This is a genomic window from Agrobacterium sp. rho-8.1, from assembly GCF_033957725.1.
In the GTDB taxonomy this organism is placed as follows: domain Bacteria; phylum Pseudomonadota; class Alphaproteobacteria; order Rhizobiales; family Rhizobiaceae; genus Agrobacterium.
In genome coordinates this window covers 2,262,473-2,283,854 of sequence record NZ_CP192788.1, presented here as the reverse complement: position 1 = coordinate 2,283,854, position 21,382 = coordinate 2,262,473, and the positions used below count along the sequence as shown (strand labels likewise).

At 55.0% G+C, this 21,382-nt stretch carries 22 protein-coding genes; 12 read left to right on the top strand and 10 right to left on the bottom strand.

Annotated elements, in window-relative coordinates; translation table 11 throughout:
- Positions 1-24 precede the first annotated feature (24 nt).
- From RMR21_RS11355 to rpoH, 3 genes are all read left to right on the top strand, one after another.
- Positions 25-1,047: an RluA family pseudouridine synthase gene (locus tag RMR21_RS11355; protein ID WP_498668121.1), complete on the top strand. Its 1,023-nt coding sequence runs from the start codon at positions 25-27 to the stop codon at positions 1,045-1,047.
- Between the two features lie 290 nt (positions 1,048-1,337).
- Positions 1,338-2,120, top strand: coding sequence for a class I SAM-dependent methyltransferase (locus RMR21_RS11350; RefSeq protein ID WP_498668120.1), 783 nt, complete (start codon positions 1,338-1,340; stop codon positions 2,118-2,120).
- A gap of 183 nt (positions 2,121-2,303) precedes the next feature.
- Positions 2,304-3,206: an RNA polymerase sigma factor RpoH gene (rpoH, locus tag RMR21_RS11345; protein WP_498668119.1), complete on the top strand. Its 903-nt coding sequence runs from the start codon at positions 2,304-2,306 to the stop codon at positions 3,204-3,206.
- A gap of 94 nt (positions 3,207-3,300) precedes the next feature.
- Here the strand turns inward: rpoH and RMR21_RS11340 are convergent, their stop codons facing one another.
- Together RMR21_RS11340 and RMR21_RS11335 are read right to left on the bottom strand one after the other, a co-directional pair.
- On the bottom strand, positions 3,301-5,553 hold the full coding sequence (locus RMR21_RS11340; RefSeq protein ID WP_498668118.1) for a hypothetical protein: 2,253 nt from the start codon (positions 5,551-5,553) through the stop codon (positions 3,301-3,303).
- Between the two features lie 70 nt (positions 5,554-5,623).
- Positions 5,624-6,922, bottom strand: a complete 1,299-nt coding sequence (locus tag RMR21_RS11335; RefSeq protein WP_498668117.1) for an adenylosuccinate synthase — start codon at positions 6,920-6,922, stop codon at positions 5,624-5,626.
- Between the two features lie 219 nt (positions 6,923-7,141).
- Between RMR21_RS11335 and RMR21_RS11330 the strand changes: the two genes are divergently transcribed.
- Positions 7,142-8,029, top strand: a complete 888-nt coding sequence (locus RMR21_RS11330) for a DMT family transporter (protein WP_498668116.1) — start codon at positions 7,142-7,144, stop codon at positions 8,027-8,029.
- Between the two features lie 43 nt (positions 8,030-8,072).
- Here the strand turns inward: RMR21_RS11330 and RMR21_RS11325 are convergent, their stop codons facing one another.
- The 3 genes from RMR21_RS11325 to RMR21_RS11315 all read right to left on the bottom strand — a co-directional run bounded on the left by RMR21_RS11325 (position 8,073) and on the right by RMR21_RS11315 (position 10,361).
- Complete coding sequence (locus RMR21_RS11325; RefSeq protein ID WP_498668115.1) at positions 8,073-8,312, bottom strand: hypothetical protein; 240 nt, start codon at positions 8,310-8,312, stop codon at positions 8,073-8,075.
- A 198-nt stretch (positions 8,313-8,510) separates the two neighbouring features.
- Positions 8,511-9,608, bottom strand: coding sequence for a coiled-coil domain-containing protein (locus tag RMR21_RS11320; protein ID WP_498668114.1), 1,098 nt, complete (start codon positions 9,606-9,608; stop codon positions 8,511-8,513).
- A gap of 156 nt (positions 9,609-9,764) precedes the next feature.
- On the bottom strand, positions 9,765-10,361 hold the full coding sequence (locus RMR21_RS11315) for a DUF1134 domain-containing protein (protein ID WP_498668113.1): 597 nt from the start codon (positions 10,359-10,361) through the stop codon (positions 9,765-9,767).
- A gap of 148 nt (positions 10,362-10,509) precedes the next feature.
- On the opposite strand from RMR21_RS11315, the gene chpT reads away from it, so the two are divergent.
- Complete coding sequence (gene chpT, locus RMR21_RS11310) at positions 10,510-11,163, top strand: histidine phosphotransferase ChpT (RefSeq protein WP_498668112.1); 654 nt, start codon at positions 10,510-10,512, stop codon at positions 11,161-11,163.
- A gap of 64 nt (positions 11,164-11,227) precedes the next feature.
- Here chpT and RMR21_RS11305 read toward each other — a convergent pair whose 3' ends face one another.
- Complete coding sequence (locus tag RMR21_RS11305) at positions 11,228-11,620, bottom strand: GNAT family N-acetyltransferase (RefSeq protein ID WP_498668111.1); 393 nt, start codon at positions 11,618-11,620, stop codon at positions 11,228-11,230.
- 220 nt (positions 11,621-11,840) lie between these two features.
- A complete protein-coding gene (ctrA, locus tag RMR21_RS11300) occupies positions 11,841-12,545 on the bottom strand; it encodes a response regulator transcription factor CtrA (protein ID WP_183895790.1) in 705 nt (234 codons plus the stop codon).
- A 443-nt stretch (positions 12,546-12,988) separates the two neighbouring features.
- Here ctrA and RMR21_RS11295 point away from each other — a divergent pair, with 443 nt between their 5' ends.
- Together RMR21_RS11295 and RMR21_RS11290 are read left to right on the top strand one after the other, a co-directional pair.
- A complete protein-coding gene (locus tag RMR21_RS11295; protein WP_045228529.1) occupies positions 12,989-13,339 on the top strand; it encodes a hypothetical protein in 351 nt (116 codons plus the stop codon).
- 43 nt (positions 13,340-13,382) lie between these two features.
- Complete coding sequence (locus RMR21_RS11290; RefSeq protein ID WP_498668110.1) at positions 13,383-14,015, top strand: GFA family protein; 633 nt, start codon at positions 13,383-13,385, stop codon at positions 14,013-14,015.
- A 115-nt stretch (positions 14,016-14,130) separates the two neighbouring features.
- On the opposite strand, the gene sciP is transcribed toward RMR21_RS11290, so the two are convergent.
- The 3 genes from sciP to cysQ all read right to left on the bottom strand — a co-directional run bounded on the left by sciP (position 14,131) and on the right by cysQ (position 16,590).
- Positions 14,131-14,406 (bottom strand): CtrA inhibitor SciP, encoded by a 276-nt coding sequence (gene sciP / locus RMR21_RS11285; RefSeq protein WP_027675777.1) that lies wholly within the window; start codon positions 14,404-14,406, stop codon positions 14,131-14,133.
- 297 nt (positions 14,407-14,703) lie between these two features.
- Complete coding sequence (locus RMR21_RS11280) at positions 14,704-15,738, bottom strand: DUF2793 domain-containing protein (protein ID WP_498668109.1); 1,035 nt, start codon at positions 15,736-15,738, stop codon at positions 14,704-14,706.
- 78 nt (positions 15,739-15,816) lie between these two features.
- Positions 15,817-16,590: a 3'(2'),5'-bisphosphate nucleotidase CysQ gene (gene cysQ, locus RMR21_RS11275; protein WP_498668108.1), complete on the bottom strand. Its 774-nt coding sequence runs from the start codon at positions 16,588-16,590 to the stop codon at positions 15,817-15,819.
- A 355-nt stretch (positions 16,591-16,945) separates the two neighbouring features.
- Here cysQ and RMR21_RS11270 point away from each other — a divergent pair, with 355 nt between their 5' ends.
- From RMR21_RS11270 to RMR21_RS11250, 5 genes are all read left to right on the top strand, one after another.
- A complete protein-coding gene (locus RMR21_RS11270; protein ID WP_498668107.1) occupies positions 16,946-17,848 on the top strand; it encodes a branched-chain amino acid ABC transporter permease in 903 nt (300 codons plus the stop codon).
- A 4-nt stretch (positions 17,849-17,852) separates the two neighbouring features.
- On the top strand, positions 17,853-19,250 hold the full coding sequence (gene livM / locus RMR21_RS11265; RefSeq protein WP_498668106.1) for a high-affinity branched-chain amino acid ABC transporter permease LivM: 1,398 nt from the start codon (positions 17,853-17,855) through the stop codon (positions 19,248-19,250).
- Entirely contained in the window at positions 19,250-20,113 is an 864-nt protein-coding gene (locus RMR21_RS11260) for an ABC transporter ATP-binding protein (protein ID WP_498668105.1), read from the top strand. Before livM ends, RMR21_RS11260 begins: the two co-directional genes overlap by 1 nt.
- Positions 20,113-20,841 (top strand): ABC transporter ATP-binding protein, encoded by a 729-nt coding sequence (locus RMR21_RS11255; protein WP_498668104.1) that lies wholly within the window; start codon positions 20,113-20,115, stop codon positions 20,839-20,841. Before RMR21_RS11260 ends, RMR21_RS11255 begins: the two co-directional genes overlap by 1 nt.
- A gap of 141 nt (positions 20,842-20,982) precedes the next feature.
- Positions 20,983-21,336, top strand: coding sequence for a DUF6867 family protein (locus RMR21_RS11250; RefSeq protein ID WP_498670143.1), 354 nt, complete (start codon positions 20,983-20,985; stop codon positions 21,334-21,336).
- The last annotated feature ends 46 nt before the right edge of the window (positions 21,337-21,382 follow it).

Below are 21,382 nucleotides of genomic sequence, written 5' to 3'. Positions count from 1 at the left end.
TTGTTGATTGATCGGAACATAAGAATGAACGACCCCTTTAAACAAGGCGGAGACGCAAGGAAAGTCCTGATTGCCGGGGAAAACGCCGAGGGCCGCCTCGATGCGTGGCTCGCAGCCGAAGTCGAAGGCGATCTGTCGCGCAGCCGCATCAAGGCCTTGATCGAGCAGGGCGCAGTTCTCCTCAACGAAAAGCCTGTGACCGAGCCCAAAAAGAAGGTCCATCCCGGCGATCGCATCGAGATCACCATGCCGGAACCGGAAGATCCGGAACCCAAGGGCGAGGATATTCCGCTCGACGTGGAGTACGAGGACGAAGACCTGATCGTGCTACTAAAGCCGGCTGGTCTCGTCGTGCACCCCGGCGCCGGTAACTGGACGGGAACGCTTGTCAACGCGCTGATCCACCATTGTGGCAATAGTCTCTCGGGTATTGGCGGCGTCAAGCGCCCTGGCATTGTTCACCGCTTGGACAAGGAAACCAGTGGTGTCATGGTCGTGGCCAAAAACGACAACGCCCACCGCAAGCTCGCCGCCCAATTTGCAGACCACGGTCGCACCGGGCCGCTGGAACGCGCCTATAAGGCGATTGTCTGGGGCCGCCCCAAGACCTTGCGGGGCACGATCGATGCAGCTTTGGGCCGGGGTGCTGACCGAACCAAACGCGCCGTCAAGCGGGAGGATACAGACGATGCGCGTGAGGCCATCACACATTATGAAGTCGTCGAGCGCTATCACGAGAAGCCGGATGCGACCTGCCTCGCCTCTTTGGTGGAATGCCGTCTCGAAACCGGGCGGACCCATCAGATCCGCGTTCACATGGCGCATATCGGCCATCCGCTGATCGGTGATCCTGAATATGGTGCGGCCTTCCGCACCAAGGCCAACCTGTTGCCGGACGAGGCGAAAGAGGTGGTCAACCGGTTCCCGCGGCAGGCCCTGCATGCTTACCTGCTCGCTTTCGAACACCCCCGCACAGGCGAGGTCATGGAGTTCGAAACAGATATGCCAGCCGATATGGAAGAGCTGGCGCAGGCCCTTCGAGCCTGAAATTGCCCAAATACCAACACAGTCACTCCGGGAGACGTCAGTCCCCCGAGTGGCTTTTCTCGTCAAAAATTTTCGTAAGCATTAAATTACACTTATACATTAGTTTATGATAATTACGTAAATAAACGATCTGTATTACAGTCTCATTTTTGCTTCAATTACTCCTATTTTTTTGCATTGCAATAAAGCGTTCAGTCGAAGCCAGTATTCCCTCCGGCGGTAGGCAGCCGATGGTTGAAATCTACTTTGCAACCTGTTCGTTAAAATGCTTAAACTAGGGGTTGATCGCCGTGAATGTTAATGACCGTAAATTCATCTTTCATGATCTACAAAAAATAGAAGGCTATATTGATCCGCCTGACGCCCTCGTGTTCACGTCGCTACTGCATGCCCAGCAGAAAAGGGCTTTCGAGGGGGGCGTCGCCGAAATCGGCGTGTTTTATGGGCGCTCCTATTTTCTCCTGCGAAAAGCGGTTGGCGATGATTGCCGTGTTCTTGCGGTAGACCTTTTCGATCTCGAAGATGGCGATGGCGAAAGTCGCCAGTACGAGCGCTTTATAGACAATGGCAAGCGTCTGGATTTGCGGGTCGACGAAGACCTCGTCATTAAGGGCGACAGCACGCAACTCAACCCGGAGGAAGTGCTGGAGAAAGTCGGAAAAGTCCGTTTTTTCAGCGTCGACGGTGGCCATATGCTGCATCACGTTCTGGCTGACAGCAAACTTGCGATGGAGGTTCTAGCAGATCACGGGGTTATTGCTTTCGACGATACCTTCAATCCGCAATGGCCCGAAGTGACCGTTGGCGTTTCTGACTTTCTCCGTGCGCAGGGCGACCGTTTTAGCGCCTTTTGCATGACCAAATACAAGACCTATGTCTGCCGTCGCGAGTATCACGACTACTATCAGCAGGTCGTGCTGCAATCACCGGAATTGTTGGCATTCGATCATGTGGAAACGGAGTTCTTGGGGTCGAAAGTTACGCGCCTGCACAACCCCATGGGTCGCCGTATGATCTATGAGTTGATGATCCGTTCCGGGCTCACGAATTTTTCGGAACGAATTTATCGCTGATTTGTTTTTAACAGCAGACTGGAGCGACATTATTCTGTAACGCGCATTTCAATTGCGCGCGCTTGAAACGTGGGTTTCCAATACATATTTGTCATGTGGGTTCGTGCGGGGTCGGAGTTCGACACGCAAATTTGGTTTGCCTGCGAGGGGAGCCAGCCCGGAACATAGATAAGGGGGTGCTTTATGGCCCGCAACAGTTTGCCTTCGATTACTGCCGGTGAAGCCGGCCTCAATCGATATCTCGACGAAATTCGCAAGTTCCCGATGCTTGAGCCGCAAGAGGAATACATGCTCGGTAAACGGTACGCCGAACACGGCGATCGTGATGCAGCTCACAGGCTTGTGACGAGCCATTTGCGTCTTGTGGCAAAGATCGCCATGGGCTATCGCGGCTATGGCCTGCCGATCGGTGAAGTCGTGTCGGAAGGCAATGTCGGCCTGATGCAAGCGGTCAAGAAATTTGACCCAGAGCGCGGCTTCCGTCTTGCGACCTATGCGATGTGGTGGATCAAGGCGTCCATCCAGGAATATATCCTGCGCTCGTGGTCTCTCGTGAAAATGGGTACGACGGCCAATCAGAAGCGCCTGTTCTTTAATCTGCGCCGTCTGAAGGGCAAGATCCAGGCTATCGACGAGGGTGATCTGAAGCCTGAGCATGTGACCGAGATCGCTACCAAGCTTCAGGTTTCCGAGGAGGAAGTCATCTCGATGAACCGCCGCCTCCACGGCGATGCGTCCCTGAACGCGCCTATCCGGGCTGCGGAGGGCGAAGCAGGACAGTGGCAGGACTGGCTGGTCGATGATCACGAAAGCCAGGAAACGGTGCTGATCCAGCAGGACGAGCTGGAGACACGCCGCCGGATGTTGGCCAAGGCCATGGGCGTGTTGAACGACCGCGAACGCCGCATCTTCGAAGCTCGACGTCTGTCTGAAGACCCCGTGACATTGGAAGAGTTGTCGACCGAATTCGACATCAGCCGCGAGCGTGTTCGCCAGATCGAAGTTCGAGCTTTCGAAAAAGTTCAGGAAGCGGTTCAGAAAGACGCACTCGAGACCGCAAAAGCCCTGCGCGTCGTGGACGCGTGAGGCTTACATCCCTCGCTTTCGTTATTAGCAAAAAAGCCCCGAATGGAGACATTCGGGGCTTTTTCCATTTATATCAACACTCACGAGAATGTTATCACTGATTGCTTGCTGGTGCGGCTGCGCTCCACTCGCGCAGAGCCGTATCGAAAGCGGCCTTGCCGTCGGCACCCTTTTGCAGTGTCAGAAGTGCGCGGCGGCCATTGCGATATGAGACTGGAATATCGATCCAGTCACGAGTCCGCATGAGCTCCAGATTGGTCTTCAACGCATCCGGGAAGTCGTTCAGCGCGATCATGTGGAAGTCATCCGTAATCTTTGCTGGAACGGCGATCAATGCGTTGCCGCGATCCTGTTCTGTGCTCTTCATGGCTATACGCTGAACGCTGTCGATAGCGCCGCCTTCAAAGCCGGCTCCGACCGAAAAGACGATCTCGACCAGATGGCTGGCGGGCAATGATGGATCGGTGTTGCGCTTGAAGGTAATCAAGGCACTCAGGCCACGTCCGGGGATGGTGATCTGGCCCTGAACGGTTGCAGATGGCTTGCCCTCTGCGTCCGCGTCGTTTTGCAGCGACCAGGACACTGTTCCTTCGATTGCCGTCGGGACAGTCTGGCCGAGCACCTCTTCGTAGAGGAACATGCGATGGCCGGCCGCTGCCGCAGCTGCCTGTTGAGCAGGCGCTGCCTGTCCGGCTGGTGGTGTTACCGTTCCGCTTGCTGCAGCCGGTGTCTGAGCTGGCGCTTCGGGCACAGCTTCCGTCTGCTGGTAGACGGATTGGCCTTCGGCGGTCACAGGCTGGCCATTGGGCCCTGGACCTGCCCCTTCGTCTTTTTCCGTACCATTGGCCAGAAGGCGCTGGGTGAACTTAGTGCCCGTCACAGAGCCATCATCAACAGGAGGCGTATTGGACGCGGCCGGCTGCTGGCCCGTGGTCCCGCTTTGCGAAGGTGGTGTCGTGGTCGCAGGTGAATTTGCAGGTGCGGATGCCGTCTCTGTCGATGGCGTTGATGGAGTGCTGGTACCGGTTTTCGCTGATTGTACGAGGCCACCAACCATGTCGTTCAACGTATCGCGGTTGATCCATAAAGCATAAGCGCCGCCAGCGAGAAGAACGACACCACACAAGCCGAGAACCATGCCAGCATAATTTCGCTTCTGCTTTTTCTTCGTTCTGTAGGCAGACGCGGGAATGCCGTCGGCAGAGATGCCAGAATCAAAATCATTCTTGTTGGCATTACCCGTCGTATTGCCGGACGTGCCATCGTAACCGATCAGTTCTTCCAGATCGTCCCAAGGTGTGCGTTCCCTGTCGTCCTTTTTGCCCGCTTGCGGTGCGAAGGGATCTTCGTCTGCGCGGGGAAGGCTTGGGGTGGATTTTGTCGTCAGATCGAGCGACGTGTCTTGAAAATAGGTCGAGTAATCTTCGACAACAGCCGTGGACTGCTTTGGTGCTTCCTGTTTTTGATCTTGGTAAAGTTTATCGTCATCTACAAAGGTCGGAGCTTCGCCGAAGTGGACGTCGTCGGTCCGCTTTTCCGCATAAGGCTCCTCCTTAGCAACATCCTGATAATAGGGCGAAGGGGCCGAGTAGCTCGCATCATAGGGCTGGGGCGTGTTCTTGTGGAATACGCCGCTTTCATCGGCGTGTGGCGCCGGTTCCTGATGAAGGTCGTCCACGGGCTGATGAGCAGGCTCTTCAGTCTGATATGCGTAACGCTCTTCGGCAGGGCTGTCCTGTCCAACCCAGTCTTGGTGGGCATGGTCTCCATTTTCCACCGAGCTAGGTGCAGGACCTACCTCAGCTTCGATAGGGGCCGGGGTGTAGCGCGCCTCTTCCGTCGCCGTCGTAAAATAGGTCGGCGCTTCAGGGTCGCGAGGAACGTAGTCTTCTACCGGCGCGACGTGGGGCTCTTCAGCCTTTGGATCTTCATAGTATGTTTCAGGCTCGACAGGAGCAGGCTCAACCGGCGTGTAACCCTGAGGCTCTACCGGTGCCGGTGCTTCCTCATAGACGCGCTGCTCTTCCGCAACTGTTTCTTCGTAATAGGGCGAGGAGACATCCGGTGCGGGCGGCGTCGCAACCGGTGTTACTGCGGCGTCTAAATCGTCTTCGTCTTCATCGATGGCGGGAAGCGCCTCCGAATATTCGCCCTCTACCTCGGCAATAGCGGTGTCGAGCTTTAGGATTTGCCGCTTCAGCAGTTCTTCCGGCGGACGCGGCTTCATGTTTTCAAGCTGGCGCACGACAGCGCTACGCGCCTTGTCGTACACCTTCACCCGGTTTTCGGGGGTATTGTTCGCTAAGCCATCCACGGCCTTGCGAATGACTGCTACAAAATCCGCCATAAGCACTTTCTCGTCGAGGCCAATGACGTTCTGGCCCGATATGGTTTATGAAACTTGATCGCTGAGGACATTAATCCTCAAACGGATCAGTCACAAGTATTGTGTCATCCCGCTCAGGACTGGTGGAGAGAAGAGCGACCGGCGCTCCGATCAGCTCTTCGACCTGACGGACATATTTGATAGCTTGAGCAGGTAAATCCGCCCATTTACGGGCACCGACAGTGGATTCTTTCCAACCTTCGAGGGTGATGTAGATGGGTTCCACGCGGGCTTGGGCGCCCTGGCTTGCCGGAAGATGGTCGACTTCCTGTCCGTCTAGCTTGTAGCCGACGCAGATTTTCAACTCTTCCAGACCGTCGAGAACGTCCAGCTTGGTGAGCGCTATGCCGGTGATGCCGTTGGTAGCGACAGACTGACGAACCAGTGCAGCGTCAAACCAGCCGCAACGGCGCTTGCGGCCCGTGACGGTGCCGAATTCATGGCCTTTTTCACCAAGGAATTGTCCGACTTCATCGAGCAGTTCCGTGGGGAAGGGGCCTTCACCGACGCGCGTCGTGTAAGCCTTGGTGATGCCGAGGATATAGCCGAGCGAGCCTGGGCCCATGCCCGATCCTGCTGCGGCCTGCCCAGCAACCGTGTTGGACGAGGTGACATAGGGATAGGTACCGTGATCGATATCGAGCAGCGATCCTTGCGCGCCTTCGAACAGGATACGCGCACCTGCGCGGCGCTTCTTGTCGAGCAGCAGCCATACGGTTTCGCTGAAGGGCAGAATCTGATCGGCAACCGATGTCAGTTCCTGCATGATGGTTTCATGGCTGACTTCCGCTGCACCAAAGCCCCGGCGAAGCGCATTGTGGTGCGTCAGAATACGGTCCACCTTGGCAGAAAGCGCGTCGGTGTCTTCCAGATCCATGACGCGGATGGCGCGACGGCCAACCTTGTCTTCATAGGCCGGGCCGATGCCGCGGCGGGTCGTGCCGATCTTGGTGCCGCTGTTGGAGGCAGCGTCTTCACGCATGCCGTCCAGTTCGCGGTGAAGCGAGAGAATGAGCGTCGCATTGTCTGCAATGCGCAGGTTCTCAGGTGTCACTTTCACGCCCTGGGCGTCGAGACGGCCGATTTCCGCGATTAGCGCATGCGGATCGACCACGACGCCATTGCCGATCACGGCCAGCTTGCCGGGACGAACAACGCCGGACGGCAGAAGCGACAGCTTGTAGCTGACGCCATCGATAACAAGCGTATGACCTGCATTGTGACCACCCTGGTAGCGCACGACAACGTCGGCGCGCTCGGATAGCCAGTCTACGATCTTACCTTTGCCTTCATCGCCCCACTGCGAGCCGACCACCACGACATTCGTCATTTGCTGCTTTCCTGCTCCTGGCGTCGAAACGCCCCTAACTCAAACCCGCGAATGTATACTGCGTTGTTTTGCGGAAAGCGACCCTGTTTATGGGGTGAAACCTTGTTTTTCCGGCATAATTCGGTTCGGGCTCGTCTCTTGTGGCGGTATCCGTCCTTGCGGAACGCGAATCGGCGGTGCAGAACAACGACGGTTGTTGAGCTGAAGGTCAAAGTTTCCGTGTCATCGAAAGCCTATCTCGTTTTGATCATCGCGACGCTATGCTGGGGCGGAAACGCCGTAGCTGGAAAAATGGCGGTGGGCCATATCAGCCCGATGGTGTTGACCTGTCTCAGGTGGACGATCGCTGTTGCTCTTATCACCGCCATTTCGTTGCCGCAGCTTGTGCGCGACTGGCCGGTGGTGAAAACGCGCCTGCCTTATTTCTTCGCATTGGGCGCTATCGGCTACACCTGCTTCAACGCAACGCTCTACACGGCACTGAAATACACCTCGGCCGTCAATGTGGCCGTTATTCAGGCGGTCATTCCAACGGTGATTTTCGCGCTCAATTTTGCGCTTTTTCGGACCCGTATCTTTGCCGGTCAGATTATCGGTTTCATTCTGACCATCACGGGGGTGGCGCTTCTTGCGTCGCGTGGCGATCTCATCTCCCTTTTGGCGCTGGAAGTGAACATTGGTGATGCGATCATGCTGCTCGCCGTCCTTGCCTATGCGATCTACACCGTCATGCTGCGGTGGAAACCAAAGGTGAACTGGCGTACGCTGATGGCCATTCCGGCGATGGCTGCTCTGATGTCCTCCATTCCGCTTCTGTTATGGGAGGTGTCACAGAACGAAGCGATATGGCCCGATGCCAAGGGTTGGATGATCACAGTCTACACGGCGCTGTTTGCATCGCTCATTGCGCAGATATTCTTCATCCTCGGCGTGGAGCGCATCGGTCCCAACCGCGCCGGGCTTTTCATCAACCTTATTCCGGTTTTCGGAACGCTCCTGTCCATCATGATTCTGGGCGAGACGCTCCATCCCTATCAAATTCTCGCATTGCTGCTGACACTCGGCGGAATTGCCGTGGCCGAAAGAAAAAAACCGCCACTTCCATGAGGAAGCGGCGGCAAGTCAGTCATGATTCGAAAATGATGTGGGGTTACTCAGCGGCCCGCGATTGATCAAAGCCTGAAAAGTATTGATCGAGTGCGGACATGGTCTGGTCGCGGGTTACGTTGATCCTGTCGGCGCTGTTCAGTGGCGCGACAGATGCGACAACCCGATATTCCTCAGCTGAAAATCCACGGGCGAAACCGGCAGGGCCTGCCGCGTCGGCATGGCTGGTGATCGAGGCGATAACGATACCACAGATGGCAGCAGCAAAGAGTTTCTTCAGCATTGTCACACCCTGTTTTTGAGCGTCGGCCAGCTTGTTGCCGGTCTTATCCGCTTGTCCTTTTGGCGCTGGACATCTTGTCCGGGCCAGTGATGACGACATTACAGGCCAGTCTTTTCGGGGGATTTAAGCCAATAGCTACAATTTTATCGGTCTTTAATTTTAATGCGAACAATCAATTTTCTTCAGCCTCGCCACAGCTTAGTTCCTCTGCCCGGCCATGATGTCGCTCGCACGGCTCGCCAGGTTTTTTCTGCTGCTTTTGCTCGAGACATTCGAAATGAGCGAGGGCAAGGTCGATGTTGTGCCCTCCTGGGCTGCGGTCAAGGCGATCATGCGCGCGGCAATCTGTGAAATCTCATTGCGGATCGCGTCATCATTGCCAGTGCCCTTGCCATTCAGCAAACGCTCGGTCAATGCGGTTCCCTGATGACGAATGTCTTCGATTTCCCGCGCGATCTGCTCAGGCGTGGCCGTAGTCTGGTTCAGGAATTTTGCAGTCTGGGCTGGTTCGAGCAAGGTGCTTTCATCGTTTTCGGTGGTGACACCTTTCAGGCGGCTGATTTCCTGCGTCCGACGTTCCAACAGGGTCTCATTGTCGGCATTGCGCGCTGCTTCCGTTGCAAGCTGTTCTTCTAGCCTGGCAATCCTGCGGCTTTCGCGGGTCATCTGGTGAGCGGCTTCGCGGTTCCGTGCTGCCGCTTCTTCCAATTCCCTGGTGATCGTCTCGCGCTCTTTGCGCCAAGACGCGAGCTTGTGTTTGGCCTGTTCCACTTCGATGTCGCGGGCCGACAGCGCTATTTTCAGGTCATCGAGTTCGCGTGAAATGGCACTGACGCGTTTGGTGAGATTCGAAATTTCCTGTGTGCGGGAGATCGCGGTTTCCTCGGCATCGTTCAAGGCAGCCTTCAGTCGTGCGGATGCATCTTCGTGGCGACGGGCTTTGGCGCGTAACTCGCTTGCCTCCAGTGTCAGCGTTTCGAGCTGGCTTTTCAGTTCACGCGCTTCGGCCAGAAGAGCCGTCGTGTCGCTGAGTGCGCTGTCGTTTCTGAACTTCAGGGAATGTGCTTTTTCACGTTCCGCGTCCAACTCCTGGCGGGTGCGGGCATTTTCCGCCGCATAGAGCGCGCGCGCCATATCTTTCTGTGCACGCACTTCCTGCGGGCTGATCGGCATCGTCGCGCGCAAGCGCTTTTCTGTATAAACGACGATGCGGCGATGGATCGACGGCGCCAACAGCGAAACGAGCAGAATGGCGGAGAGAAAACCGAGTCCGAAAAGAAGGGCGTATTCGATCACGCGGGTCGTCTCCACTCACAAAAGGCAATGATGGCCATCGGTGATGGCGTTTCAACGTCTTGGCCTGTTAATACAAGCCTTCGATTATCTCATGTCAAACTTGCGCCAGACCTGATCGAAGGTGCTCATATTACGCAAATTTGCTAATGTTGCGAATCAGAATGGATTCCAGGTGGGCTGCTGGGTGAGCTTGAGGTAGCCGACATTGATGCCGAGACGGGCGCCGATGCCAGTTCTGATCGGAGCTATGGTGACATCGCTGTTTTTCAAAACGGTCATGCCCACCCCGGCGACGATGAAGGCGGAGCCGCTGACGCCGCCGTAACGACGGTAAAGCGAATCGACTGCGGGAAGATTGTAAACCAGCATCATGGCACGTGTGCCCTGGCCGCCGTAATCCAGTCCGAGCGAAGGGCCCTGCCAGAAAACGGGATGCTGACCGGCGTTCTTGGTGTAAAGCTGGCCTTCGCCATACGTCAGGCCAGCAACGAATGCACCCGAACCTTCCTGTCCGAGAATGTAGCCGTTGGGCAGTCCATATTGCTGAAACGCACGCTCAACGACCTTCGCTAGCCCACCGGTCGTTTCACCGAAGAAACCGTGGCCTGCGTCAATGATTTCCTGAAATGAATACTGGTCACTGCTTTGGGCAGAGGCCTGGCCTGAGAAAATGCAAAGGCTCGCGAGTACCACGAAAATCTTTACCAGTCCCAGGCGTACAATGGTGCGGAGTTCGGTAAATCGCATCGTCAAGTCCGTCCGTCTGTTGGTTCGTTTTGCCCTGTTAAGGCATTTGGCATTTTGAAACCATGATATTAACAATCGGTTTACCAAATATGGTGTCATTATGGCTTAATAACTTCCACACGGTCCGCGCAACCCTTGCGCAGGAGAGAATTCTATGACTAGCAAACCAAACCTGACGCTATCAGGCCCGGATCTGGCAGCCCTTCTGTGCAGTCGCGTATGCCATGACGTGATTTCTCCTGTCGGCGCCATCAACAACGGATTGGAACTGTTGGATGAAGGTGGCTCCGACGCCGATGCGATGGACCTTATCCGCACATCGGCTATTAACGCTTCGGTTCGTTTGAAATTCGCTCGCCTCGCTTTTGGTGCATCCGGTTCTGCTGGCGCCTCCATTGATACGGGCGAGGCGGAAAAGGCAGCAAAGGATTTCGCCGCTGCCGAAAAGAAAGCCGAAGTGACCTGGAACGGTCCGCGTGCCATCGTGCCCAAGAACCGGGTCAAGATGCTGCTGAACCTGTTCCTCGTTGCCTACAGCGCTATTCCACGCGGTGGCAACGTGGATGTCGTGATTGAAGACCCCGAGACGGATGCCCGATTCGAAATCACAGTTAAGGGACGCATGATGCGTCTGCCCGCAAAATTCGTGGCGCTGTCTGAAGGCACGGAAGAGGAGGCAGTGGATGCCCACTCCGTACAACCTTATTATACGCTTCTGATGGCGCATGAGGCTGGGATGACGATTGAATATGCCGTGCACGACGACCGGATTGTGTTTACGGCGTTTACCATCGACGCCGCCGCCTGATCGAGCGCAACACGATATGGTGATCGGGGCTGCCTCTGGCGGCCCTGTTGGCATTCAGGCTGGCTCATACGGTTTCCCGCTTCATCACCTCGTTGAGATAGACCTCATCCGCGATTCGGAAATGCGTTTGCCCCGAAAGGGAGAAGCCGCACGCTTTGTAGAAATCGATTGCTTTATGGTTCTCTGAATTGACAGTCAGCCAGACCTCGGAGATATCCCGCGCCCAACATAAGCGTAGTGCTTCGTTCAATAGGCCCGAGCCAAGTTTTCTCCCATGATGCCTCGGCTGAACATACAAGGTGCGAATTTCCGTTGCGCAGCCGTCACTGTTTGGCGCAGGACTGTCAAATGACAGGCGGATGAAGCCATCGATGCCATTCTCGTTTTGAGAAACAATGATGGTTTCGCTCTCGCTTGCGAGGATGGCTTCGAATTTGGCTGCTGTCAATTCGCTCAACGCATGCTCGGCGAAGACGGCATTAACGCCTTTTCGTACATAGGTACCGATCCAGACCTCGACTGAGATGGCTGCCAGGCTCGCCGCATCGTCCGCGCGGGCAGGTCTGAAATGCATCGGCTCTACTTTCTGTGAGGTCGGACGGAAATTTCATGCTCGTAGAGACAAAAAAACCGCCGGAGAGGGCGGTTTTTTGTATGCGGGCATGCTTGGGAGGCTATCAGGCTGTTTCGAGGAACTCGGTTACAGCGTCCGGCTCGCGCAGAACGTATCCACGGCCCCAAACCGTTTCGATATAGTTTGCACCGCCAGCGGCATTCGCCAGCTTCTTGCGCAATTTGCAGATGAAGACGTCGATAATCTTCAGTTCTGGCTCATCCATGCCGCCATAGAGGTGGTTGAGGAACATTTCCTTTGTCAGCGTGGTGCCCTTGCGGAGCGAAAGAAGCTCCAGCATCTGGTATTCCTTGCCGGTCAGGTGAACGCGTTGACCGCCGACTTCCACCGTCTTGGCATCAAGGTTCACAATGAGCTCGCCGGTTGCGATAACCGACTGGGCGTGGCCCTTTGAGCGGCGAACGATGGCGTGAATACGTGCAACAAGCTCATCCTTGTGGAAAGGCTTGGTCATATAGTCGTCCGCGCCGAAACCGAGACCGCGAACCTTGTCTTCAATGCCGGCCATACCGGAAAGAATGAGGATCGGTGTCTTGACCTTGGACAGACGGAGCGTTCTCAGAACCTCGTAACCCGACATGTCGGGCAGGTTGAGGTCGAGAAGAATGATATCGTAATCGTAGAGCTTTCCAAGATCCACGCCTTCCTCACCGAGGTCGGTTGTGTAGACGTTGAAACTTTCGGACTTCAACATCAGCTCAATGCTCTGAGCCGTTGCGCTGTCGTCTTCGATCAATAGAACCCGCATAATTATCCCCTTTGCCGCCGCGGAAGGTAATGATTGCCTTTTGCGCGATACGGATCCAGTCGTTGCCTGATTTGCAGGCTGCCACCAAATGGTTAACAAATTCTAATTACCTTTGGCAAGGTGTGTAGAATTTATTAAATAATGGCTCCAGTCTGCTGATATTCAACGTGAATCCGCACCGCCAAACATGAACCATAGCGTGAAGTTATCCCGCTAAGTGATTCAACCGACTCTTACATTGTCGTGCCCGTTGTTTTTCGGGCTTGGCATTTACCGACCTTTAAATGATCTGCCTTATCATTAACGATGCCCGTAAACGAAAGGTTAACGACGTCGATTTTTTATTAACGTCCGGTAACTTTTCATAATCATTCCGGCACATGCCTGGGTGAAGGGCCGGTTCCAGTTTTTACCGGGGTCTCGCTATCCACGGAGTATTGCGTATGAAGTCGCGTGACAGCCTAGTTCGCCTGAAGGAATTTCAGGTCAACGAAAAACGTCGTCAGTTGCAACAATTGCAGTCGATGATGTCCGAATTCGAACGAATGGCCAAGGAGTTGGTCCATCAGATTTCTCTGGAGGAGAGCAAATCGGGAATCACAGATCCGTCGCATTTCGCCTACCCGACTTTCGCCAAGGCCGCTCGTCAGCGCGCGGATAATCTTCAAGTCTCCATTCGCGAACTGAAGATGCAGGAAGAGGCGGCGGAAGCCGTGTTGGAAGAAGTGCAGGCGGAATACGACCGGGCAGCAGCCCTTGAAAGCCGAGACGTTGCTATTCGCGCTCGCGCCTGAGGCATAAATTAAGAAACGAAGACGTCCTCATTGACGGTGGCCAGTGGATCAGGAGGCTGCTTTCAATGGCGTGACGTCACGTCTTGTCGCTGGAAGCAATCAGTCAGATTTGCCCGGCGCAAATTCCTGTTCCGGGATCTTAAAAAAAACCGCTCGATGGACGAGCGGTTTTTTTATGCGGCGTGCTTTGTCGATGATGATCGGCTACACAACCTTAATACGTGAAGGTTGGGCATCCATGGGCGGCATCGCAAAAATAGCTATGGCACGAAAAATGACACGGGGTTCCTGTCTCTGCGGGAAAGTACATTGGGAATTTCGGGGCGAAATACCGGATGCCACGATCTGCAACTGCACCGCGTGTCGCCGTTACGGCGTTCTATGGGCCTATGATTATGAACATCATGGCATCTCGATAGATGATCCGCACGGTCAGCTCGTCGGATATCAGCGCGGTTCAAATGTCTTGTCTTTTAACTTCTGCAAGACATGCGGCAATCTGGTCTCATGGCGCAGGACGAAGACAGAGGACGATGGCCGATTGAGGATCGCAGTCAACCTGCGCCTTGCCGAACCTGCCGATGTCGCGGATATCCCGATCGTCCGCTTCGACGGTTTGCACAGCTTTGAAGACTTGCCGATGGACGGGCGAACGGTAACGGGCTTTTGGTTCTGATCCCGTTTTAGTCACCGAGAATAAATCAGCGCCACGCATTCCCCACAATCTCGGGGAAAGGTGACGCTTGATTTCTTTGCCATCGATATGCCCGTTTGACGGGGCAACAACAGAGCTAGTGGCGGTATTGCTGGATGCGCGTTGTGCGCAGGCCAGCAAGACCGTGGTCACTGATGGAAGACTGCCAGGAGAGGAATTCCTCCACTGTCAGTGTATAACGTTCGCAGGCTTCCTCAAGGCTCAATAGTCCTCCTCGTACCGCGGCGACAACCTCTGCCTTTCGACGAATGACCCAGCGGCGCGTGTCCGCAGGAGGCAAATCGGCAATCGTCAGAGGGCTGCCATCGGGGCCGATGACATATTTAACTCGTGGGCGTATCATTTCGGTCATTGGACACTCTACACAAACTCAAGACCATATCTGATGCACTTTAGGGCCGTACCTTTAAAAATTACCTAAGCAGTCAGAGACATTTTGTTAAGAATTTGAATGGTTTCGCCTGATTTGTTCGAGCTTTGCTGGATTCTTGTGCCAAAATAAAAAAATCATTTTATTATTTCTTGCCTCAATAACGTCCAGCAACGCCATATCTGAATTTCATAATATTATCTTAGACTTAGAATCTTGGTCGACCTGATCGCGCCTGCCGCTTGCTTTGTGGAAGCGACAGGCGCGGAAGAAGAAATTCTAAAGCGCCGCCATCAAGAGTTCTGTTTTTCCTGATCCGTAATCCAATTGGCACGTGCCGCCATGCGTTAGCGAGATGCGATCCTTCTCGTTTAACGACACAATGAAGCTTGCTGATTGCGTACTGTTTTCAGCGGACGTGGTACCAGATAGTGCAAAGGAAGTGTTGGCGTCATTGATCCTGAGTGTGACGGTGTGGCCTGAGGATGTAACGACGGACAGTGATAACGTGATCAGATAAGGGCCTGTCACGGGTACCACTAGATCCCTCAGCACATCGACCACAATATTTCCCAGCGCAAAGCCGCCTTGCTGGAGAGGCAAGTCCGTGAAGCCGGAGATGGTGCCAGCCGTGTGAGCAACAGTTTCTGCTGCGCGTCCTGCCCGCACGAGCGGACGCTCCGGCATCGAGACCTGGCCTGTACCGGAAATGGAGAGTGCAGTTTTCCAATCCGATCCATTTGCCGACGTCTTGATGGAAAAGCTGTCGTTTCCCGCCAATCCCATTTCGGCCCGGCCTGACCAACCGGATTGAAACAGCAGCGATGCGGTGTCGGTAGGCGCTGCCTTGTTGACCTTTATCTGGTGCCCACCGCCCGCATTGGTGAACAAGCTGGCCGGTGATGCCACCGTGAGCCTGTTTTGCGTGTCGGCAGAGGCGTTGATGCCCAATTGTTGGAAAGCGCCTGTTGCTGGCAGGGGGATATCCTGCCAGGTCCCATTGCTCAGCACCCTCATCTGGCCGGTTTCCATAAACCACGCACGCCATCCTTCACGCGGAACGATGTAGACCCATGCGTCGTCCTGCCACAGGCCAAGTTTCTCCACGTGTCTCTCCCATTCTCCAGTGGGTGCGGAAGCGATGAGGAAGCAATCGCCATCTTCCATCGTTTGCGGTGGTTGGTTGATTTCGCCGATAATGGTCAGTTGTGTGACCGCGTCCAACTTTTGCAGAGCTTCGTTATGCGTCACGTGTTTTTGCGCCTGAGAAGGCAATATGTAGGGTAGTTCAAGTCTCGACGTCTGTTCGGTCATTTCTCAATCTCCGTTGCATGGGAGATTGTGTGGCCATCCGATAGCCGTGGAGAAAAAAATAAAAATAATTTTTGCGCGTTAAGGTGCAGCGCCCCAAGCGATGAAATCAGGGTTTGCGAGTGCGTCCTCGTTGCTGTCCTTAACCTCGTATCGCAAGGGAAGGCCTGCAATATCAAGCGTTATGCCGCCTGCCGCGCGTAGCACGGCATCACCAGCTGCCGTATCCCACATCATGGTCCGGCTGAAGCGCGGATACACATCGGCAGCACCTTCGGCCAGCATGCAGAATTTGAGCGAAGAGCCGATGGAGATGCTGTCGATCAAACCATGTTCTGCCACGAAAGCTTCGGTCTTCGGCGTGCAATGCGAGCGGCTGATGACCGCAATCGGAATGGTTGGCTTGGCCCGGCAACGGACGTGGCGGACGTCGCTTGGTTCAAAATCGTCGGTGACTTGGACCTTACGTGCGACTTCGCCGTCTCCGGTCCACATGACTTTCAATGCTGGCGCGTAGACGACGCCCAGGACTGGCGTTCCATTGCGCACCAACGCAATATTGACCGTAAAATCCTGCTTGCCGGCAATAAATTCCTTGGTGCCATCAAGCGGGTCCACCAGAAAAAACTCGTCTTCGGCTTTGGGGACGATGCCGGCGGAGGCTGCTTCTTCGGCAATGACCGGTATGTTGGGGAAATTCAATGCAAGTGCTGCCAGAATCACGGCTTCCGCCCGCTGATCCGCCTCTGTGACGGGCGAACAGTCGTTCTTGTACGTCACGTGAGGACCAGCCGCATGCACCGCCATGATTTCTCTGCCAGCCTTCAATGTGGCCGCTGTTAAGATGTCGAGCATCGAGATCCTTCTGCCGATCGCCGGACGCGTTACATTTGGCATCCGACATAAGCGTTTAGAACCCCGTTTACAACGCAACCAGTCTGCCGCCAAGGCATGAAAATATGCGGTAACAAGTTGGGATTTTATGAGGATGAGCCGCTTTTTACAGCATTCCCTGCCAAAAATATGATCTTTGTGAACCCTCAGGTGGCATTCAATGTGGAAACACTAAATAAAAAGCTGTTTTACAGATTTTTGACTTCACATTTCTTCCGAACGCGATATGGGTTTTAGTCAAGGGGGACAGAAAATGCAGCCCCCGGAAGCAACATAACGAGACCTGTTCCATCGAGAATGGGTCCGGGGGAAAGATATGGAGTATTTTGTCCAGCAGCTCATAAACGGGCTGACTCTTGGATCGATCTATGGCCTCATCGCGATTGGCTATACGATGGTTTACGGCATTATTGGAATGATCAACTTCGCCCATGGCGATATTTTCATGCTCGGCGGTTTCGCTGCATTGATCGTTTTCCTTGTTCTCACATCCTTTTTTGCCGGTATCCCCGTCGCGGTCCTACTTTTGGTGATGATGGTCGTTGCAATGCTGATGACTGGCCTGTGGAACTGGGCCATCGAGCGCGTCGCGTACCGCCCTCTTCGCGGCTCCTTCCGCCTCGCGCCTTTGATCACCGCCATCGGCATGTCGATTGCATTGTCCAACTTCATTCAGGTGACGCAGGGCCCGCGCAACAAGCCGATCCCGGCGCTCGTGACAGACGTGTACCACTTTGGTGCGATCACCATTTCGCTGAAGCAGTTGCTGATCGTGGCGATCACCTCGGTTCTGCTGCTCGCTTTCTGGTATATCGTCAACAAGACGCCACTTGGCCGTGCGCAGCGTGCAACCGAGCAGGATCGTAAGATGGCGGCCCTTTTGGGTGTTGACGTCGACCGCACGATTTCCATCACCTTTGTCATGGGCGCAGCACTCGCCGCCGTCGCCGGTTCGATGTACCTGATGTATTATGGCGTTGCGTCGTTCAATGACGGCTTCATTCCAGGCGTCAAGGCGTTTACCGCAGCCGTTCTCGGCGGCATCGGATCGCTTCCTGGCGCTGTTCTGGGTGGGTTGCTGATCGGCCTCATCGAAAGCCTGTGGTCGGCCTATTTCTCCATCGCCTACAAGGACGTCGCAGCCTTCGGCATCCTCGCATTCGTGCTGATTTTCAAGCCGACCGGTATTCTGGGTCGCCCAGAAGTCGAGAAGGTTTAAGATCATGGCAAATATCGCTTCCGAAAAGGATATGCCTGGCTCGAGCCTGATGGTTCAGGCTGTCAAGGAAGGCATCTTCGCTGGCCTCGTGTCGCTGGGGATGTTCATCCTCTATGTCGGTATCGTCACCTATCAGGATATCAACAACCAGTTGATCTGGGGCACGCGCTGGGGTCTTCTGGCCATCTTCGTCGGAGTTGCAGCCGTCGGCCGGTTTCTCGTCGTGGGCTTCTTGCGTCCGCATTTGGACAAACGGAAGATTTCGAAGGCGAAGACCGGCATTCTGGAAATTTCCGAAGAGAAAGGCTTCTTTCGCAAGCATTTCCTGAAGATTGCGCTCGTCTTTCTGCTGATTTACCCCGCCATCGCCGTTGGTCTCTTCGGGTTCCAGGGTTCTTTGAAGCTGGTCGACAACTTCGGCATCCAGATCCTCATCTACGTCATGCTGGCATGGGGCCTGAACATCGTCGTTGGTCTCGCGGGCCTGCTGGATCTGGGTTACGTCGCCTTTTACGCGGTTGGCGCCTATTCATACGCATTGCTGTCCAGCTACTTTGGCCTGTCGTTCTGGGTTCTGCTTCCCATGGCCGGTATTCTGGCGGCGTTCTGGGGCATTATCCTCGGCTTCCCGGTCCTGCGTCTGCGCGGTGACTATTTGGCGATCGTCACACTGGCCTTCGGTGAAATTATCCGCCTCGTGCTGTTGAACTGGACTGAGGTCACCAAGGGAACATTCGGTATTTCGGGCATCGCGAAGGCATCCGTCTTCGGTATCTGGTCCTTCGATGTCGGCGCTCCCAACAACTTCGCCAAGGTCTTCGGGTTGCCGATGTCCTCGTCCTATTACAAGATCTTCCTGTTCTACGTCATTCTGCTGCTGTGCATGCTGACGGCCTACGTCACCATCAAGCTTCGTCGCATGCCGATCGGTCGTGCTTGGGAGGCATTGCGTGAAGACGAAATCGCATGCCGCTCGCTCGGTATCGATACGGTCAAGACCAAGCTGACAGCCTTTGCAACGGGCGCGATGTTCGGTGGCTTTGCCGGATCGTTCTTTGCGGCGCGTCAGGGTTTCGTGTCACCGGAAAGCTTCGTATTCCTCGAATCAGCCGTCATCCTCGCGATCGTCGTTCTTGGCGGCATGGGCTCGTTGACAGGCATCGCCATTGCTGCCGTCGTCATGGTCGGCGGCACGGAGTTGCTGCGCGAAATGGAATTTCTCAAGCATATCTTCGGTCCTGATTTCACGCCTGAACTCTACCGTATGCTCCTGTTCGGCCTGGCGATGGTCATCGTGATGCTGTTCAAGCCACGTGGCTTTGTCGGGTCTCGTGAACCCACGGCTTTCCTGAAAGAGCGCAAGTCCATTTCCGGCGACTTCACCAAGGAAGGTCACGGCTGATGGCTTCCGGAAACATTGAAATGACAAAAGACACAATCCTCAAGGTCGAACACCTTTCCATGCGGTTCGGTGGTCTGATGGCGATCAACGACTTCTCCTTCGAAGCCAAGCGCGGTGAGATCACTGCGTTGATTGGTCCGAATGGTGCAGGCAAAACGACCGTCTTCAACTGCATCACCGGCTTTTACAAGCCGACGATGGGCATGATCACGATGCGGCGGACCACGGGCGAGGAGCATCTTCTCGAACGCCTGCCGGATTTCGAAATCACAAAGAAAGCCAAGGTCGCGCGGACCTTCCAGAACATTCGCTTGTTTTCCGGCCTGACCGTGCTGGAAAATCTTCTGGTTGCGCAACACAATGCGCTGATGAAGGCGTCCGGCTACACGTTCTTGGGTCTGCTTGGCATGCCTGCCTATAAAAAGGCTGCTGCCGGTGCCATCGACAAGGCGAAATACTGGCTCGATAAGGCCGATCTGACGGATCGTGCCGACGATCCGGCTGGCGATCTTCCCTATGGCGGGCAGCGTCGTCTGGAAATTGCACGCGCCATGTGTACGGAACCGGAGCTTCTATGCCTCGACGAACCCGCTGCAGGTCTCAACCCGAAGGAATCGCTGGCGCTCAACAATCTGTTGCGCGGCATTCGCGCTGAGGGCACGTCTCTGCTCCTCATCGAGCACGATATGTCGGTGGTGATGGAGATTTCAGACCACGTCGTGGTTCTCGAATACGGCCAGAAGATTTCCGATGGCACGCCGGACCATGTGAAAAACGACCCGAAGGTCATCGCCGCCTATCTGGGTGTCGAAGATGATGAAGTGGAAGAAGTGATTGCAGAAGAACTTGGGGGAACGGTCTGATGTCCGGTGAACCCCTTCTCAAAGTCCAGAACGTCGAAACCTATTATGGAAACATTCGGGCGCTGGCGGGCGTCGATGTGGAAGTGAACAAAGGCGAAATCGTCAGCCTGATCGGCGCCAACGGTGCCGGCAAGTCGACGCTGATGATGACGATCTGCGGAAGCCCGCAGGCGCGCACCGGTTCGGTGGTTTTCGATGGCGAAGACATCACGAAAATTCCGACACACCTCATTGCTCGTCGGCGCATCGCGCAGTCGCCGGAGGGGCGTCGCATTTTCCCGCGCATGACCGTTCTGGAAAATCTTCAGATGGGCGCCAATCTGGATAATCTGAAATACTTCAAGGAGGACGTCGAGAAGATTTTCACGATGTTCCCGCGTCTGAAGGAACGTCAGAGCCAGCGTGGTGGTACGCTGTCTGGCGGCGAGCAGCAGATGCTGTCCATCGGTCGCGCTTTGATGTCGCGTCCCAAGCTGCTTTTGCTGGATGAACCGTCGCTGGGTTTGGCACCCCTGATTGTCAAGGGCATCTTCGAGGCGATAAAGACGCTCAACAAGGAAGAGGGGCTGACCGTCTTTCTTGTCGAGCAGAACGCGTTCGCCGCCTTGAAGCTGTCTGACCGGGCCTATGTCATGGTCAACGGCAAGGTCACGATGAGCGGGTCTGGTAAAGAGCTTCTGGCCAACCCTGAAGTGCGTGCAGCCTATCTTGAAGGCGGTCGCCACTGATAGGTGATTTGCGCCTGACGGGCGCAGACGTCTGTCTAAAACGGCAGATCACGATTTAGAATAAAGCTTGGCGGTGAAACGGCGAGCGAGAGAGAAAGATAGACCCTGTCACAACGATGCGGGGCACTGATGGGGAAAAAGATGCAGGGACTTTTTTTCGAAAGCGATAGCGGCGTTCGATACATCTTGCGCGGGCTGGTTGTTCTCCTCGGATTCTGGACGGCCTGGCGCACGGGCAAGTCGGTAGCAGACAGCTGGGAGAACTATCCGCGCGTGGTGGTCTACACCCTGCTTCTCGGTGTGGTGATGCGGTTCATGCATTATGCATTGTTCGCCGGACCTATGCTGAACGGCGTTTATTACCTGATGGATGTGGTTGTTTTGCTGGTGTTTGCGACCGTCGGCTTTCGCATGCGCCGGACCAATCAGATGGTCAATAACTACTATTGGCTTTATGATCGAACTTCATCATTTTCTTATAAGAAGAAAGATTGACAGCGGCGTTTTTCTGAATTCAGAATGCCCGCAAGAGTGGAACAGC

Excerpts from the sequence above, each read along its gene's own strand:
- sciP (WP_027675777.1), bottom strand. The coding sequence starts at position 14,406 with ATGACCGAAATGATACGCCCACGAGTTAAATATGTCATCGGCCCCGAT.
- RMR21_RS11250 (WP_498670143.1), top strand. The coding sequence starts at position 20,983 with ATGCAGGGACTTTTTTTCGAAAGCGATAGCGGCGTTCGATACATCTTG.
- chpT (WP_498668112.1), top strand. The coding sequence starts at position 10,510 with ATGACTAGCAAACCAAACCTGACGCTATCAGGCCCGGATCTGGCAGCC.
- livM (WP_498668106.1), top strand. The coding sequence starts at position 17,853 with ATGGCAAATATCGCTTCCGAAAAGGATATGCCTGGCTCGAGCCTGATG.
- RMR21_RS11260 (WP_498668105.1), top strand. The coding sequence starts at position 19,250 with ATGGCTTCCGGAAACATTGAAATGACAAAAGACACAATCCTCAAGGTC.
- RMR21_RS11280 (WP_498668109.1), bottom strand. The coding sequence starts at position 15,738 with ATGACCGAACAGACGTCGAGACTTGAACTACCCTACATATTGCCTTCT.
- RMR21_RS11355 (WP_498668121.1), top strand. The coding sequence starts at position 25 with ATGAACGACCCCTTTAAACAAGGCGGAGACGCAAGGAAAGTCCTGATT.
- cysQ (WP_498668108.1), bottom strand. The coding sequence starts at position 16,590 with ATGCTCGACATCTTAACAGCGGCCACATTGAAGGCTGGCAGAGAAATC.
- RMR21_RS11295 (WP_045228529.1), top strand. The coding sequence starts at position 12,989 with ATGAAGTCGCGTGACAGCCTAGTTCGCCTGAAGGAATTTCAGGTCAAC.
- RMR21_RS11325 (WP_498668115.1), bottom strand. The coding sequence starts at position 8,312 with ATGCTGAAGAAACTCTTTGCTGCTGCCATCTGTGGTATCGTTATCGCC.
- RMR21_RS11340 (WP_498668118.1), bottom strand. The coding sequence starts at position 5,553 with ATGGCGGATTTTGTAGCAGTCATTCGCAAGGCCGTGGATGGCTTAGCG.
- RMR21_RS11270 (WP_498668107.1), top strand. The coding sequence starts at position 16,946 with ATGGAGTATTTTGTCCAGCAGCTCATAAACGGGCTGACTCTTGGATCG.
- rpoH (WP_498668119.1), top strand. The coding sequence starts at position 2,304 with ATGGCCCGCAACAGTTTGCCTTCGATTACTGCCGGTGAAGCCGGCCTC.
- RMR21_RS11255 (WP_498668104.1), top strand. The coding sequence starts at position 20,113 with ATGTCCGGTGAACCCCTTCTCAAAGTCCAGAACGTCGAAACCTATTAT.
- RMR21_RS11335 (WP_498668117.1), bottom strand. The coding sequence starts at position 6,922 with ATGACGAATGTCGTGGTGGTCGGCTCGCAGTGGGGCGATGAAGGCAAA.
- ctrA (WP_183895790.1), bottom strand. The coding sequence starts at position 12,545 with ATGCGGGTTCTATTGATCGAAGACGACAGCGCAACGGCTCAGAGCATT.